17 protein-coding genes are annotated in these 15098 nt (G+C 68.7%); 9 read left to right on the top strand and 8 right to left on the bottom strand.

Annotated elements, in window-relative coordinates; genetic code table 11:
* Window positions 1-155: 155 nt before the first annotated feature.
* The 4 genes from ACSQ2G_RS02690 to ACSQ2G_RS02675 all read right to left on the bottom strand — a co-directional run bounded on the left by ACSQ2G_RS02690 (window position 156) and on the right by ACSQ2G_RS02675 (window position 4189).
* Window positions 156-2399, bottom strand: coding sequence for an alkaline phosphatase family protein (locus tag ACSQ2G_RS02690; protein ID WP_436028058.1), 2244 nt, complete (start codon window positions 2397-2399; stop codon window positions 156-158).
* Between the two features lie 37 nt (window positions 2400-2436).
* Window positions 2437-2910, bottom strand: a complete 474-nt coding sequence (locus tag ACSQ2G_RS02685; protein ID WP_436028056.1) for a hypothetical protein — start codon at window positions 2908-2910, stop codon at window positions 2437-2439.
* 186 nt (window positions 2911-3096) lie between these two features.
* Complete coding sequence (locus ACSQ2G_RS02680) at window positions 3097-3459, bottom strand: proteophosphoglycan 5 (protein WP_436028054.1); 363 nt, start codon at window positions 3457-3459, stop codon at window positions 3097-3099.
* 178 nt (window positions 3460-3637) lie between these two features.
* On the bottom strand, window positions 3638-4189 hold the full coding sequence (locus ACSQ2G_RS02675) for an RcnB family protein (protein ID WP_436028052.1): 552 nt from the start codon (window positions 4187-4189) through the stop codon (window positions 3638-3640).
* A gap of 204 nt (window positions 4190-4393) precedes the next feature.
* Here ACSQ2G_RS02675 and ACSQ2G_RS02670 point away from each other — a divergent pair, with 204 nt between their 5' ends.
* The 4 genes from ACSQ2G_RS02670 (at window position 4394) to ACSQ2G_RS02655 (ending at window position 6146) form a co-directional block, all read left to right on the top strand.
* Window positions 4394-5119, top strand: a complete 726-nt coding sequence (locus ACSQ2G_RS02670) for a glutathione S-transferase N-terminal domain-containing protein (RefSeq protein WP_436028050.1) — start codon at window positions 4394-4396, stop codon at window positions 5117-5119.
* Window positions 5120-5313: 194 nt separating this feature from the next.
* Window positions 5314-5592 (top strand): sel1 repeat family protein, encoded by a 279-nt coding sequence (locus tag ACSQ2G_RS02665; RefSeq protein ID WP_028040927.1) that lies wholly within the window; start codon window positions 5314-5316, stop codon window positions 5590-5592.
* A gap of 47 nt (window positions 5593-5639) precedes the next feature.
* Window positions 5640-5816 (top strand): CopG family transcriptional regulator, encoded by a 177-nt coding sequence (locus tag ACSQ2G_RS02660; protein WP_436028048.1) that lies wholly within the window; start codon window positions 5640-5642, stop codon window positions 5814-5816.
* Between the two features lie 42 nt (window positions 5817-5858).
* Window positions 5859-6146 (top strand): type II toxin-antitoxin system RelE/ParE family toxin, encoded by a 288-nt coding sequence (locus ACSQ2G_RS02655; RefSeq protein WP_436028046.1) that lies wholly within the window; start codon window positions 5859-5861, stop codon window positions 6144-6146.
* A 13-nt stretch (window positions 6147-6159) separates the two neighbouring features.
* Here ACSQ2G_RS02655 and ACSQ2G_RS02650 read toward each other — a convergent pair whose 3' ends face one another.
* Window positions 6160-6912, bottom strand: a complete 753-nt coding sequence (locus ACSQ2G_RS02650; protein WP_310083096.1) for a polysaccharide biosynthesis/export family protein — start codon at window positions 6910-6912, stop codon at window positions 6160-6162.
* Between the two features lie 85 nt (window positions 6913-6997).
* Here ACSQ2G_RS02650 and ACSQ2G_RS02645 point away from each other — a divergent pair, with 85 nt between their 5' ends.
* The 5 genes from ACSQ2G_RS02645 to ACSQ2G_RS02625 all read left to right on the top strand — a co-directional run bounded on the left by ACSQ2G_RS02645 (window position 6998) and on the right by ACSQ2G_RS02625 (window position 11872).
* On the top strand, window positions 6998-8497 hold the full coding sequence (locus tag ACSQ2G_RS02645; RefSeq protein WP_436028044.1) for a GumC family protein: 1500 nt from the start codon (window positions 6998-7000) through the stop codon (window positions 8495-8497).
* A 90-nt stretch (window positions 8498-8587) separates the two neighbouring features.
* Window positions 8588-9289, top strand: coding sequence for a sugar kinase (locus tag ACSQ2G_RS02640; RefSeq protein ID WP_436028042.1), 702 nt, complete (start codon window positions 8588-8590; stop codon window positions 9287-9289).
* 69 nt (window positions 9290-9358) lie between these two features.
* Complete coding sequence (locus tag ACSQ2G_RS02635) at window positions 9359-10576, top strand: O-antigen ligase family protein (protein ID WP_436028913.1); 1218 nt, start codon at window positions 9359-9361, stop codon at window positions 10574-10576.
* Window positions 10577-10631: 55 nt separating this feature from the next.
* Window positions 10632-10991 carry a DUF1304 domain-containing protein gene (locus ACSQ2G_RS02630; protein WP_436028040.1) on the top strand — a complete coding sequence of 120 codons (360 nt, stop codon included), beginning with the start codon at window positions 10632-10634 and terminating at the stop codon, window positions 10989-10991.
* Window positions 10992-11182: 191 nt separating this feature from the next.
* Complete coding sequence (locus tag ACSQ2G_RS02625) at window positions 11183-11872, top strand: FABP family protein (protein WP_436028038.1); 690 nt, start codon at window positions 11183-11185, stop codon at window positions 11870-11872.
* Between the two features lie 65 nt (window positions 11873-11937).
* Here the strand turns inward: ACSQ2G_RS02625 and hfsH are convergent, their stop codons facing one another.
* From hfsH to hfsF, 3 genes are read right to left on the bottom strand one after another with little or no spacing between them, the layout of a single operon-like run.
* A complete protein-coding gene (hfsH, locus tag ACSQ2G_RS02620) occupies window positions 11938-12711 on the bottom strand; it encodes an oligosaccharide deacetylase HfsH (protein WP_436028036.1) in 774 nt (257 codons plus the stop codon).
* The gene (hfsG, locus tag ACSQ2G_RS02615; RefSeq protein ID WP_436028034.1) at window positions 12711-13652 is read right to left on the bottom strand and encodes a polysaccharide biosynthesis protein HfsG; all 942 of its coding nucleotides are present in this window, start codon (window positions 13650-13652) and stop codon (window positions 12711-12713) included. The genes hfsH and hfsG overlap by 1 nt, the downstream gene beginning before the upstream one ends.
* Entirely contained in the window at window positions 13649-15091 is a 1443-nt protein-coding gene (gene hfsF / locus ACSQ2G_RS02610) for a polysaccharide biosynthesis protein HfsF (protein ID WP_436028032.1), read from the bottom strand. The genes hfsG and hfsF overlap by 4 nt, the downstream gene beginning before the upstream one ends.
* Window positions 15092-15098 lie beyond the last annotated feature (7 nt).

Raw genomic sequence — 15098 nt, 5'->3', positions numbered from 1 at the left:
GAGTCGTCATGACAAGGGCCCGTCGCGCGAGCGGCGGGCCCTTCTTCGTGCCGCTAGAGCAAGCCGCGCGATATAGAAATCGCGCGTCTTGCTCTAGGTTTCTGTCTTCGCATCGCTTTTGCGGAAAACCGGCGTCCACTTTTCCGAGTGATGCTCTAGGCCTGGGTCTTGGGCGGTCGCCGGGTCGGCGGTTTCGGCTTGGGCGCCGGCGTCTGGGGCGGCGGCCCGCCATGCAGCGTCAGGGGCTCGAACGGACGGCCCGGACGGGTCAGCTTGCGGACCCGCAGCCGCGCTTCGTGGATGAACCGCCGGGCGTCGGCCTCTGTGCGGACCGCGCGATATTGCGGGGTCAGCTCGCGCCTGGCCTTCAGCCGGCCGGGACCGTAGGAGGTGGCCTTGCGGTAGGCCACGTGCATGAAGCCCCAGAACGAGGCCGGCACCGGCCGGCCTTCGCCGATCACCGGCGGCCGGGCGCCGCCGTGAGTGAGGGGCGGATCGCCGTGATGGGTCGAGGGCGGGACGCCGGGCGCGCCGGTCAGGGGCGAGCTGCTTTCCCCGGTCTCCGGTTCGCGGGCCTCGGGCAGGCCGTTGTCCAGCGCCCAGGTCAGGGCCGCCCGAGTGCACTCGAATCCGGAGTCCGGAACTTCGGGCAGGGTGGTGGGTGCGTCGGTGCGCGGCGCGCTGCGATTGAACAGGTGCAGGAAGTCCTTGGCCATGCCGTCGCGGCGGGTCAGGGGTGAAAACTTGAACAACAGGCCCAGGGACCGGACCAGCGAGCTGTGGTCGTAGACCGTGTGGTCGATGACCCCGCGATTGACCCATGGCGAGACGATCACCGCCGGCACCCTGACGCCCAACTGCTTGAAGTCGAAGTTGTGGTGGTTGTTGGACGCCGCCGCCAGCTTGTCGCCGGGCGCGGGGGCCGTCGGCGGCTTGACGTGGTCGAAGAAGCCGCCGTGCTCGTCATAGGTGATGATCAGCGCGCTGCGTTCCCAGTGCGGCGAGTTGCGGATGGTCTCGTAGACCGCCTTGATCAGCCGCTCGCCCCGGGTGACGTCGTCCAGCGGGTGCTGGGACGTGCCACAGGTATAGTCGCCCGCCGTGGTCGGCAGGATGTTGCCGTAGCTGGGTTCGATGAAGATGTAGGACGGCTCGAAGTCGGCCTTGTTCACCTCCTCGGCGAACTCGTCCATGTCGGTGAAGCAACCGCCCAGCGCCGCCAGGGTCATACCCTTGAGGGCGAAGCATTGCGGCAGCTCGTCGCCCTCGAAGACCCGCCAGTCGACGCAGTTGCTGTCCAGGGCGTCGAACACCGTGCCGTGCTGGAAGCTGAAGCCGTCGATCAGCTCGGCCGCCGCGCTTTCCAGGCCGCTGGGGCTATCGTCCAGCCCGCCGGAACTGGCGGCGTGGACGAAGAAGCGGTTGGGCCAGGTGGGGCCGGGCAGGGAGGCGAACCAGGCGTCGCAGACGGCGAACTCCCGGGCCAGGGTGGTGATGATCGGCACGTTGGCCGGGTCGAAACAGTTCATGACGTTGGCCGGATGCGCCGATCCCGCGTCCTCGTAGTTGAAGACGAAGCCGTTGTTCTGCGGAGCCGGGTAGGGATGGACGGTGTTGTTGTCCCAGGCCGTCGATCCGGTCATCTGCAGCAGGATGTCGATGAACTCGTGCGGTGGGTCCTTGTCCTCGTCGGCGATCTTGAAGACGGCGGTCGGCGTGGGGCTGACGGCGACGCCGCCGCGCGTCAGGTTGACGAAGGGCGGCTGGGTCAGGTCCTTGCCGGCGAAGTCGTCGGCCCGCGTGGGCTGGCCGGCGGGGTCGATCCCGGTCAGGGCGGCGAAGCCCAGAAGGTGGTCGTAGGAGCGGTTCTCGAGCATCAGCACGAAGACCTTCTCGATCTTGCGCGGCATCGACGATTTGCCGCCGGCCTTGAAGGTGCAGACGATCCCGTTCCAGGCCGTGCACACCGTCCGGAAGATCCAGCCGACGATCGTGCACACGGCCTTGAAGATCCACAGGAAGATCTTGCAGACCCACTTGGCCACCCAGTACCAGGCCTTGCAGACCCATTTGGCCACCCAGTACCAGGCCTTGCAGACCCACTTGGCGACCCAGTACCAGGCTTTGCAGACCCACTTGGCGACCCAGTACCAAGCCTTGCAGAACCAGCTGCACGGCCACCAGGTGCAACAGTGCTTGGAGCCCTCGTCAGCCCAGGTCCCGCATTCCTTCGAGCCTTCGTCGGCCCAGGTCCCGCATTTCTTCGAGCCTTCGTCAGCCCAGGTTCCGCATTTCTTCGAGCCCTCGTCGGCCCACGACACGCAACCTGACTTGGCCTCGTCCAGAACCTCGTGACAGTCCATCACGGCGCCGTCGACGACCTGGGTGCACTTCGACATCTAAAGTCTCCCGAAGAGTGACTTTTAGGGACGCGGACTAGAGAAGGGCGGCCGTCGTACGGCCGAGTTCGGCGATGGCGCGGACCGTGGCGCGGCGGAAGCGGGCGGCGCCCAGCGCCAGGCCGGTCAGCTTGCCCGCCACGCCCGCGGCGAGTCCGGCGGCCAGGGCCAGGGCCAGCGTGCGGAGCGCCAGGCCAAGGGGCTGCACGCCGTCGCCGTGGGTCAGGCTCCAGATCGCGGCCAGGCCCATGGCCGTCAGGGCGCTGACGGCGCTGGTCGCGCAGCCGCAGATACGCTGGAAGCGCTGTTGCTCCTCGCGCCAGGCGGAGGTCGCGTGATTTTCATAAGGAAAGCGGGCGATGGCCGGCAGTCGCCGAGCCTGGCTAGGGCGATCATGCATCAGCGCGAGCAGGTCCAGCGTGGCGCGAAAAGCCGCGTCGGCGTGTGCGTCGATGGGCTCCGCGGCGGGGGCGTCGTTGATCGTCCAGTTCTGCTGCGCGGCCTGCCCCATGTCCCGACCCTCGCGCCGGGCGACGGGCCGGGCCGGCCCGCCGTGTCAGGCGCATCGCCAGCATGGCGCGAACTCCGAGTGGAGTGCAACAGAAAGTATCGCGATTTGCCCTTTGCTCGTTCAGCGTGCGCGAAGAAAGGCCCGCCGCGCGAGCGCGACGGGCCTGATCTGGTCTCGGAACGGGTCTTACGGCTTGGGCGTGTCCGTGGTCGAAGCGCCGGCCGGGTCGGAGCTTTCCGCCGGCTTGTGGTGCTTCTTGGCCTTTTTCTGGGCCTTGGAGTCGGCGGCGGGGGCCGAGGAGTCGGTCGAGGTGTCGGAGGCGGTCGCCGAGCTTGGCGTGCCGCTGGCGCTGGCGTCGGCCGCCGGATCCTGGGCCGGCGTGGCCGCCGGGTCGGTGCCGTAGGACGGCGAGGTCGTGGACGAGGAGGGCGCGCTCTGGGTGGTCTGCGCGGTCGGATCGGTGGGCGCGGTTTGCTGAGCCAGGGCCGACCCGGCATAGCCGGCGAGGGTCAGTGCAGCGACGGCGGCCGTGAGGCGGAGCTTGGTCATGGAAGCGTCTCGTTACTGTCGCGTCGGAAAGTGACACGGCCGCCACGCTGACCTGCGAATGCGGTGGGAATAACTCGCCAATCGGGCCTTTTGGCCGCATACGCGGCCAGGATGTGGCGAATGGCGACGCTTACCAAGAGTTTTGGAAAGCATCGCCAAACGCGTCAGGTCGACATGCCTAATTGTCGATGATGTCGAAGATCAGTCCGGTGGCGATCGCCGCCAGGACGTAGTCGTTGCCGGCCCGGTACCAGTAGTAACCGCGGGGCGGCGGGCGCAGGCGATAGTATCCGTAGTCGTGGATGATATAGCCGTTGCCGCGATAATAGGGCGGCAGATAACCGCCGCGACGCCAGGCGTTGTAGCCGGGACGATAGCCCGGATGGCCGTAGTAATGGGCGGGCGGCGCGCCATAGCTCCAGCGGTTGTTGTAATAGTAGCCGTTGTAGCGGCGGCCATCCCAGCGGTCGCCGCGATCCCAGCCGTTGTGGCGGCCGTTGTCGTGACGGCCCTCCCAACGGCCGTCCCAGCGGCCATCGCCGCGGCCATCGTGACGATCGCCGTCCCAGCGTCCGCCGTCCCAGCGACCGCCGTCATGGCGGCCGTAATCCCGGTCGCCGTGGCGATCGCCATGGCCGCGGCCGCGATCCTGGGCCGAAGCGTCGCCGGCCATGGCCATGGGGCCCGCCACGGCGGCCACGGCGGCGATGGTGAGCAACAAGCGCTTCATGTCCGACGTCTCCTTCTTCGGTCGGCGGTTCTCCGAACCGCCTGATCCCTCGATCTTGAAGACAGTTTCCGCCGCGCTGGCTGAACCTGATCTGAACGGCGCCGTCAGGCTGCGGCATGGGCGGCCTTGGCGCGGGCGTCCGGCGAGACCATGTTGGCGGTCAAACACAACGTCTTCAGACAAAACGCTTCAGGGAGTGCGTCGATGAGCCGCCCGATCGACCTGTACTACTGGCCCACGCCCAACGGCTGGAAGATCTCCATCGCCCTGGAGGAGATGGGCCTGCCCTACACGATGATCCCGGTGAACATCGGGGCGGGCGAACAGTTCAAGCCGGACTTCCTGGCCATCAGCCCCAACAACCGCATGCCGGCCATCGTCGATCCCGACGGTCCCGACGGCCAGCCGATCTCGGTGTTCGAGTCCGGGGCCATCCTGCAGTACCTGGGCCGCAAGACCGGCCGGTTCTACGGGACCAGCGAGCGCGAGCGGGTCGAGATCGACCAGTGGCTGATGTGGCAGATGGGCGGGCTGGGGCCCATGGCCGGCCAGACCCACCATTTCCGCCAATATGCCGCGGCCATCGTCAGCGACCAGCGCCAGATCGCCTATGGCGCCATCCGCTACACCAACGAGACCCACCGGCTGTACGGCGTGCTGAACAAGCAGCTGGACGGGAAGGATTTCATCTGCGGCCAATTGTCCATCGCCGACTTCGCGTGCTGGGGATGGGTTGTGCCGTGGAAAAACCAGGGCATCGTGCTGGACGAGTTTCCGCATCTGAAGGCCTGGTTCGAGCGCATGGGCGCCCGCGACGCCGTCGACCGGGGCTTCAAGCTGGGCGCGGAACTGCGCCGCCAGGGCCTGCAAGCGCCCGGAAAGGCGCAGGCAGAGGCCCGAAAGGTGCTGTTCGGTCAGCGTGCCCGTTAACGCCTTGTAGACGGGAGTTTACATTCAGTAACACCCGTGAATGCAGCGTAATACCTATGAATGGTTTCTGTATTCATGGGTAAGATTTATGATGTCGGCGCCTTTAACTATATGTTCAGTGGCGAGGGACTTTTCTGTTCTCGAGCCAAGCGGAGCCGGAACGGCGAGGCGGGCTGGGAAGGGGACTTGAAGCCATGATGATGAGTATCGAACCGCCGACCGCGATCCACGGGATCCCGCTGCCGACCGCCGACGCCTCGGGTGACGAGCTGTTCCGCATGGGCATGCTCTATTCGACCGGCCAGGGCGGCGCGCCGCTGGACTACGTGTCGGCCCACATGCTGTTCAACCTGGCCGCCATGCGCGGTTCGGTCGAAGCCAAGGTCTATCGCAAGGAAATCTCGCAGGAGATGGCCAGCGAGGATGTCGCCGAAGCCCAGCGCCAGGCGCGCGAATGGCTGGCCCACGGCTGAAGCCGGCATCCCTGCCATCGTGATCGCGGTTGTGCTAGATTGATGGCATGAAGTTGGAACCCGCTATCTTCGACGACCTGGATGAAGCCAGCGACGTCGCAGCGATCGCCGAGGCCCGCGCCGAGATCGCGGCGGGCCAGTTCGTGAGCAACGAGGCTGTCGAGGCTTGGCTCTTGTCATGGGGAACGCCGAACAAGTTGCCTCCTCCCGGGGCTGGCGACTAACGCCCTACGCGCCGTGATTTAGCTCTGGGCGAGACTGAACGGATGGCCGACACGTCTGCCCTTCGCGTGATCTGGTCTCCGAGAGCTGTTCGGGATCTCGCCGGTATCGACAGCTACATCAGTCAGTTCGCGCCTCTCGCGGCCCGACGCTTTACGGCTCGGCTGGTCTCGACGGTTCGCAGCCTGGCCGACCATCCAAACCGAGGTCGGCCGATAGGCGATGGCGTTCGCGAGCTGGTCGTGGTGAGGCCCTACCTGGTGGTCTATGAGGTCAAGGGCGATCGTGTCGAGATCCTACACATCAAGCACGGCGCGCAGCGGCCGGCCTGAGCGTTGATCCGCTTCAGTTTCCGCTGAAGCCGTTGATCGCGTAGCTGAAGCTGATCGGCAGCAGGTCTCGGAAATACTGCTGCATGAACAGGCCCGCCTCGGACACCCCGCTGCGCGGCACGTAGACCACGTCGAAACGGCGCAGCGGCACCAGGTCCGCCCGGCCGTTGGTCATCCCCGACAGCAGGTTGGCCGTGCGCAGCATGGCCCGGCCGTTGGGTCCGCGGCGAATGATCACCACAGATGTGCGCTTGGCCGAGGTCTTGAACCCGCCGGCCTGGATGATGGCCCGCAGCGCGTCGCTGTCGCCGGCCATGTCGAAGGCGCCCGGATTGCCGACCTCGCCCCCCACGAACACCTTCAGCGGCGCCGTCGCCTTGATCGACACCTGCACCTGCGGCCGCAGCAACTGGCTGGAATAGGCCTGGGTGATCGAGGCTTCCAGTTCGCCGATCGTGCGGTCGGCCGCCATGACCGGCGCGATCAGCGGCAAAGCGACGCGGCCGTCCGGCTGCACCACCACGGACTTGTTCAGCTCGACCGCCGACGGCACGCTGACTTCCAGCTCGTCGCCCGGATAGAACCGGTAGTCGGGCTCCTGGTCCGACCAGTCGGCATAGCCGATATCGGAAAAAGTCGCCGTCGGACGGGCCGTGGGCGTGATCGGTTCGCGGTCCACGTGGCCGCAGCCGGCCAAGCCGAGCGAGAGCCCGGTGGCCGCGAAGGGCAGGGCGAAAGCCGCCGAGAGAATGGTGCGCCTGTGCATGCGACAAGTCTTAACAGGAATGGGTAACGACTCCTTAAGCGCGCTCCGACCAGGGTGAGGCTGAGATTGAACCCATCGGATTCGCATGTCGACGACGAGCGCCTGGACGAGTGTGCCGCATGATCCGCCGTCGCGCAGCGACTGGGCGGCGCGCGCCCGCTATGCGCCGACCGACTTCGTCACCCTGCTGTGGCGCGAGCGCTGGCTGATGCTCCTGGTCTTCGTGGTGATCTTCGCGCTAGGGGCCGGCTTCGCCTTCACCCAGAAGAAGACCTACACGGCCAGCTCCAGCCTCTTCGTCCGCCTGGGCCAGGAATATGTCTACGAGCCTCGGGCCGGCGACGCCGCCCGCGGCGCGGTGCCCGACGTCGACCAGGTGACCCAGTCGGAATCCGAGATCCTGGGCAGCGGCGAGCTGCGCGAGCGGGTGATCCGCAAGGTCGGCTTCGGCCGGGTCTTTCCCGGCAGCGCCGCCAAGTACGCGGTCGCCTCGCCCGAGGGAAAGCGCAAGCTGATGGCCGAGGGCCGCGAAAGCCTGGCCCGCAACCTGAAGATCGAGACCGCCCCCGACAACTCGATCATTCGCCTGTCCTATTCCAACCAGGATCCGGAAGTCGCCGAGAAGGTGCTCAACACCCTGCTCGAGGAATATCTGATCTATCGTCGCAGCCTGCTGATCGGCGGCGACGGCAATGGGCTGGAGCGCCAGCGCGAGCTGTTCACCGAGAAGCTGGCCCAGACCGACGCGGCCTACCAGGCCTTCCTGTCGGGCAACGACATCGGCGACTTCACCGCCCAGAAGACGGCTTTGACCCAACTTCAGGCCCAGGCCGAGTCGCAGAAATACGCCACCGAGGCCCAGCTGCAGGACCGCCGGGGCCGCCTGGCCGCCGTCCAGGCCGAGTTGGCCCGGACGCCGACCGACATGGTGCTGTACCGCGACAGCGACATGTCGGCGTCCGGAAAGCTGGCCCAGCTGAAGCTGGACCGCGAAGGCCTGCTGGCCCGCTATCGTCCGGACGCCCAGCCGGTCCGCGACATCGAGGCGCAGATCGCCCAGCTGGAGCAGGGCGTCTCGTCGGGCCGCACCAACGGCGAGGGCGCGCGCCGCAGCGGCCCCAACCCGATCTGGCAGACCCTGCAGTCCACGCGCAACGACCTGACCGCCGAGGTCGCCGCGCTGCAGCAGGCGCTGAACGCCTACACCCAGCAGGTCCAGGACGTGAACCAGCGCCTGCTGCGGCTGTCCGAGCTGGAGCCGACCTTCAACCAGCTGTCGCGCGACCGCGACGTGCTGTCGTCCAGCGTCAAGGATTTCACGGTCAAGGAACAGCAGGACCAGGCCCAGCGTCAGATGTCGGCCGAGGGCAGCGACAACATCCGCATCGTCCAACGCGCCGTGGCCCCGTCGACCGGCAAGAGCCTGCAGAAGCCGATCATCGTGCTGGCCTTCCTGTTCGCGGCCTTCACCGCTGCCTGCGCCGGCCTGGTGCGCATGCTGCTGCGCCCCGGCCTGCAGACCCCGGCGTCCGCCTCGCGCACCCTGGGCCTGCCGGTGCTGGCCACGGCTAGCTACAAGCGCTGAGGCCCTTCACCCTGAGCGCTTTCGTCGCCTTTCGCGCGAGCGCGTTTGGGCCTTAAGGTAAATGGACTTCAACGCGCGGCGATTCGGCGAATGGTGGATTTGAACGTCGAAATGGCGGAGCTGTGGGGGTCCTTGGGCGCCCCAGCGCCCGGCCGCGCGCACGTCGTCCAGTTCGTGGCCGCCCGGCGCGGGGAGGGAACCTCGACGGCCGCCCGCGAATTCGCCCGCTTCGCCGCCAAGCGGGCCGGCCGCAAGACCTGGCTGATCGACCTGGACCTGGTCACCTCGCCGCAATACCAGGCCATCGCCGCCGATCCCGAACGCTATGGCCAACTCGGGAGCGGGGCCCCGGCCTCACCGGACGGCTCGGCCTTCTTCACCGTCCAGCCGCCGGCCCCCAAGCCCGGCGGCGGCGTGTGGCCGGACGCCAAGTACCTGACGGCCCACAGCGTGGGCGGGCCACGCTTCTGGGTGACGCGCTTCAACCGCGAGGCCCTGCGCGGCCGCCAGAAGGTGCACATCCTGCCCGGCGTCGAATACTGGGCGGCCCTGCGCCGGCACGCCGAGATCGTCGTCGTCGACAGCCCGTCGGCCGAGGTCTCGCAGGCCGGCCTGACCCTGGCCCAGCACATGGACCAGACGGTGCTCGTGGTCAGCGCCCAGCAGCCGGACGTGCGGCCGCCGGGCCTGCTGCGCGACGCCCTGGCCTCGGCGGGCGGACGCACCGCCGGCGTGTTTTTCAACCAGGCCTCGGTCCAGCCGCCGAAGTTCCTGAAGGCCATCCTGCCGTGAGGACTTTGCTGTGAGGGTTGGGCCGTGAGCGTCGTGCGTGGCGCGGCGCCCGTCGCGCCAGCCCGGCTGATGTTCTCGCAGATCGCGCTGTTTGGCCTGGCCGTCTTCGCCTTGCTGGTGTTCAGCGGCGGCTGGGAGCTGCCGGCGGTCGGCGAGAACGCCACCGAGAGCGGCTCGGCCATCCTGCGGGTCGGCTATCTGCCCGCCTACGCCGCCGGTTTCGCCCTGATCGCTATGCGGCCGGGCTCGACCCTGCGGGTGGTGATCCGTCAGCCGTTCCTGGTTGTCCTGCTGACGGTGGCCGTCGCCTCGATGTTCTGGTCGGTGAACCCCGACCAGACGGTGCGGCGCTGTTTCGCTCTGGTCTGCACCACCCTGGGCGGCGTGGCCCTGGCGGCGCGATTCCGCTGGCCGCAGCTGGCCGAGGTGGTGGGCGCGGCCTTCGCGGTGCTGATCGTCGCCTGTTTCGTCGTCTGCCTGGCCGTGCCGCGCATCGGGGTGATGACCGAGCTGTTCCCCGGCGCCTGGCGCGGCCTGTGGCGCGAGAAGAACGGCCTGGGCGGCCTGATGGCCTTCGGTTTCTGCATCCTGTCGGCGGCGGCCCTGCTCAACCCCCGGCGCGCCCGGCTGTGGTGGGCCTTCGCGGGGCTGGCGGTGGTGCTGGTGCTGATGTCGACCTCCAAGACCTCCCTGGTCTCGCTGGTGTTGGGCGCGGGCGCGGTCGGCTTCGTGCTGGTGGCCCGCCGCGGCCCGGCCGTCGGCACGGCGGCCACCTGGGCGGGGGTGACCGGCGTCGTCTTGCTGGTCGCCTTCTCCCTATTCGCCGCCGACGTGTTCTTCGCCATCCTCGGCAAGGACGCCACCCTGACCGGCCGCACCAAGATCTGGAGCGCGGTGATGCGCGAGATCCAGGACCGCCCCTGGCAGGGCTATGGCTACTCCGCCGTATGGGGCGACAAGAGCGGCTGGAGCCCGTTCGCCTGGATCAGCAAGAACGCCGGCTTCCAGGCCCAGCACGCCCACAACAGCTGGCTGGAGCAGTGGCTGGGCCTGGGCCTGGTGGGCCTGATCGCCTGGGGGCTGTTCTACCTGCAGACCATGACCCTGGCGGTGATCTCGGTCTTCCGCGACCGCGGCGGCGGTCTGCTGGCCTTCCCGTTCCTGGTCGTCTACAGCCTGGTTTCCCTGACCGAGAGCATCGCGGTGGTCTACAACGATTTCCGCTGGGTGCTGTTCGTCGCCTTCGCCGCCAAGCTGGCCTTCCCGGACCGCGAGGTCCAGGCCTAAGCGTTGCTTTGGAAGACGAACCGGGTCTCACTCCCGCCTTTGGAGGGACAATCCCATGCTGCTGGCCGCCCAGATCGTCACCGGGATCGTCGCGCTGATCCACGTCTACATCGTCCTCCTGGAGACGGTGCTGTTCGACACCCGGGGCAAGCGGGTGTTCGGCCTGACCGACCAGGCGGCGGCGATCGTCAAGCCGGCCCTGTCGAACCAGGGCTGCTACAACGGCTTCCTGGTCGCGGCCCTGGCGCTGGGGCTGTTCTGGCCCGACGAGGTGACGGCCAAGGCGTTCGCCTTCTTCGGCCTGGCCTGCGTGGCCGTGGCCGGCGTCTGGGGCGGCCTGACCGTCAAGCGCTCGATCCTGCTGATCCAGACCGTGCCGGCGGCGATGGGGCTGGCATTATGGTGGATGGTCTAGAGCATCGCGCGGAAAAGTGGACGCCGGTTTTCCGCAAAAGTGATGCGAAAACAAAAGTCTAGAGCAAACCGCGCGATTCCTATATCGCGCGGTTTGCTCTAGGGAGCTCTCGTACCTGTCGGCCAGGATAGCTTGACGCCAAGAGCCATCTCGCTAGAGGCAGTGCCCAGCTTTGGCCTGGCAGGGACGCGATGATCAACTTCTCCGACGACATCTTCACCGAACCGGAGGACGTGGATCCGGACACCCTGGCCAATCTGGGTCCGCTGCGGCCGCTGGCCGGCGTGTGGGAGGGGCGCAAGGGCGTCGACCTGAACCCGAAGGCCGACGGGCCCGAGCGGCGCGACTATCTCGAACGCATCGAGATCCAGCCCATCGATCCCCAGGCGAACGGCCCGCAGCTGCTCTACGGCTTGCGCTATCACGTCCATATCGTCGCGTCGGACGAGGACACCACCTTCCACGACCAGGTCGGTTACTGGCTGTGGGAACCGGCCACCGGCCTGATCATGCAGACCCTGGCCATCCCGCGCGGCCAGGTGGCCCTGGCCAGCGGCCGCGCGACGCCGGATGGCTCCGGCCTGGTGGTCCGGGCCGAGCGCGGCGGGCCCGGCTACGGCATCTGTTCGACCGACTTCCTGGAATGGGCGTTCCGGACGGATTCGTATGAGCTGGACGTGCGCTTCGACGCCGAGGGCGGCTGGTCGTACGTGTCCACCACCATGCTCCAGGTGCGCGGCCGCACCGCGCCGTTCCGCCACGTCGACCGCAACACCCTGACCAAGGTCGCCGAGCCTCGCCCCAACCCTTCCGCGCGGATCGCGGCGGGCCAGGCCGGCCTGGCCGAGGCGCATGGCTTCGTGACGACGGGCGGAGCATAGGCGGAAAACCCCCTCAGTCGGCTTCGCCGACAGCTCCCCCAGAGGGGGAGCATCTGCTGTCGCCTCTACAGCCCGATCCGACGCGCGCCTTCGGCCACGGTCACCACGTCGAAGCCCGCCGCCAGGACGCCGTCGACCAGCCGCTCCAGGGCCGAGGTCGTGCAGCCCCATTGCGACGGTGCGGGCGAGACGTCGTGGGTGTAGAGGATCAGCCAGGCCTTGCGCTGGTGGGCCTTGTCCAGCCAGTCCAGGGCGACCTGCTCGCCGTCCGCGCCCTCGATGCCGACGGCCGGCGCCTGGTTGAGGTCGGCGCCGTCGGCGACCAGGCCATGGTGCAGGGCGCGCAGGGTCTTGAAGCGGCCGGCCAGCGCCGTCTTGGCGGGCGCGGCGACGTCCCCATAGGGGTAGGCGAAGCTGACCGGCTGGCCCACGCCCCAGTCGGCCAGATGCCGGGCGTTGAGATCGATGTCGGCCAGGGTCGCGGCTCGCGAGGCCTGGCCGCAGTCCAGGTGCGAGAAGGTGTGGCAGGCGATCTCGTGGCCGGCGGCGTGCAGGCGGGCGGCGTCGTCGCCGGTGGCGAACCGGCCCATCGGCCCGTCGCGTCCGGTCAGGCCCGCCGCGAAATAGTAGGTGCCGCGCAGGCCGCGCGCTTCCAGCACCTGGGCCCCGGCCTCGCAAGCGGTGGCTGGGGCGTCGTCGAAGCTGAACGACACCATCGGCCGCTCCAGCTTCACCCGGGCCGGACGGCGGTGGGCCAGGCGGATCAGCCGGCGGCGGACCTTGCCCTTCAGGCTGCGGTCGGGCTCGTAGGCGTCGACTTTCTCGTGAGAGATCTGCATCAGACGGCGTCCGAATAGAGCGCGGCGCGGTAGAGCCGCAGGGCGAAGGCGCGAAGCGGCGTCGGGGCCGCCTCGTTGAGGGCGAAGGTCTTCAGCATCGGCCGCCAGGCCCGTCGCAGCGGCAAGGCCTTCAGCCTCCTGGCGACCTTGTAGCTGGGATAGGCGCTGACCACCTCGCGGTGCGTGGCCACCACCCGTGCGAAGTTGCCGGCCGACTGCTCGTACTTGGCGGCCAGGGTCGCGGCGGTGTCGAGGCCCAGATGGGTGGCCGAGTTGTCGATATGCAGGATCGGATGGACCTTTGCGACGCGCATGGCCCACTCGACGTCCTCCCAGCCCCAGCCGGCGAAGCCTTCGTCGAATCCGATGGCTTCGAAAACGTCGCGCCGGACCAGCAGGTTGGAGGTGAAAACGTGCTTTTCCGGTTCCCTGGCCCGCTCCGGGGCCGGGGTGCAGTCGCTCTTCAGGGCCATGGAGCGGTGCAGTTCGTGCTCGGGACGGCGCGGGGTCTGGTCCAGGGTGAAGCCGCCGAAGGCCACGGGCGTATCGTCCGCCGCGACGGCCGACCAACGCGCCAGGAAGCCGATCGGATCGGGCAGCATGTCGCTGTCGAGGAACAGCAGGTGGCGGCCCCGGGCGTGGCGGGCCAGGCGGTTGCGGCCCTTGGCGCGCCCTTCGTTGGGCGACAGCGCGATCAGCCGGGCCGGCAGCTTCAGCTTCTCGATGCGGGCGGCCATGCGCCGGGTCAGGGGCTCGTCGCCGCCGCCGTCGTCCAGCAGCACGATCTCGGCGTCGGCCCCGGGCTCGTCCAGGGCCTTGAGCAGGGCGCAGGGGTCGTCGCGATAGGTCGGGATCAATACCGACAAGCGCGGCGCGGCGCCCTTTAGGTCCAAGGCGGCCCAGGCGGCGTTGTCGGTCAGGGTTTCGGTCACGGCGGTCATGCGGGCTTCAGTCGGCGTTGGAGGATGTCCAGGGCCCGGCCGCGCAGGCCGCCGGCGTCGAGCGCCAGGGCCGCGACGCCATAGACCACGGCGCCGGCCGACGCCTTCAGGACCAGCTCGACCACGCCGCCGAAGGCCGGCACGACCGAGACCGCGGCGGCCATCAGGGCGCAGGCCAGACCGGATTTGGCCAGGACCGCCCAAGGCACGGGCAGGGGGCAGGCCCGGCGGCCCAGGATCGTCGCGCCCACCGCGCCGACGCCGTAGCTGGCGGCGGTCGACCACAGGGCGCCGTCCAGGCCGAAGCGCGGGATCAGGGCCAGGTTCAGGATCACGTTGGCGCCGGCCGGAACGGCCATGCAGGCGATCAGCATCATGGTCTTCTTGCCCAGGGTGAAGGCCTGCAGCAGGTAATAGGTGGTCATGCCCGACAGCCAGCCGGCCACGGCGATCCAGGGCACGACCCGGCCGGCGCCGGCGCTGAGATCGGCCCCGACCATCACCTGGGCCAGGGGCCGGCCGACCAGGGCCAGGCCGACGGCGGCGGGCAGGGTCAGCAGCACCATGAATCCGGCCTGCTCGTGGGCGGCGTCCTTCAGGGCGGGGTGGCCGCCGCGCTCCAGCGCCGCGACCAGGGCCGGTCCGCCGGCCATGCCCAGCCAGATGAACACCACGTCCAGGGTGCGCGAGCCCAGGGAATAGCCGGCGTGATAGACGCCGACCGCCTGCTCGTTCAGGAAGGCGGCCAGCAGGAAGCGGTCGGTGGTCGACAGCACCAGGGCCAGGATCAGCGACAGGGCCACCGGCAGGCCGTAGGCGGCGTAGGCCTTGGCCATGGCCGGATCGTAGCGGCCGCCCCTGGCGCGGCCCAGGTCGGCGGGTAGGACGAACACCAGGCACAGCAGCGAGATCGCGCCCATGCCCAGCAGCGGGGCCGCGCCGCCCAGGCCGACCAGGGCCAGGACCAGGCCCAGCAGGAAGCCGCCCACGGTCTGGACGATGTCCAGCAGGGCCGCGCCCGACACCTCGCCGGCCGCCCGGCGCCGTTCCTGTGACAGCTTGGTCAGGCTCCTGACCACCACGGCGGCGAAGGCCGCGGCGACGGCGACCTTGAGCGGCGCGGAGAGGGGGGCGAAGCGCAGCACGCCGGCGGCGACGACCGGCACGGCCAGGGCCAGGGCGAACCACAGGCGGTAGAGGGTGGCGAAATGGTCGGGCAGGCGGCCGTCGGCGTCCTGGCGCGCATGGAAGCGGGCCATCGCCGCCTCGGTCCAGGTCAGCAGGACGGTCTGGGTCAGGCTCAAGGCCGAGAAGGCCAGGGCGTAGACGCCGTACTGCTCGGGCGTCAGGACCCGGGTGAACAGGACGATGGTGAGCAGCCCCACCACCCCCTGGGCGATGTTGACCGGCAGATATCCGAGTACGCCACGCCAGAACATGTTTCGT

The sequence above is a fragment of the Caulobacter sp. LjRoot300 genome (assembly GCF_964253875.1).
In the GTDB taxonomy this organism is placed as follows: Bacteria; Pseudomonadota; Alphaproteobacteria; order Caulobacterales; family Caulobacteraceae; genus Caulobacter.
Note: the sequence above shows the minus strand (reverse complement) of the source record. Positions and strands in the feature narration are given on the sequence as shown.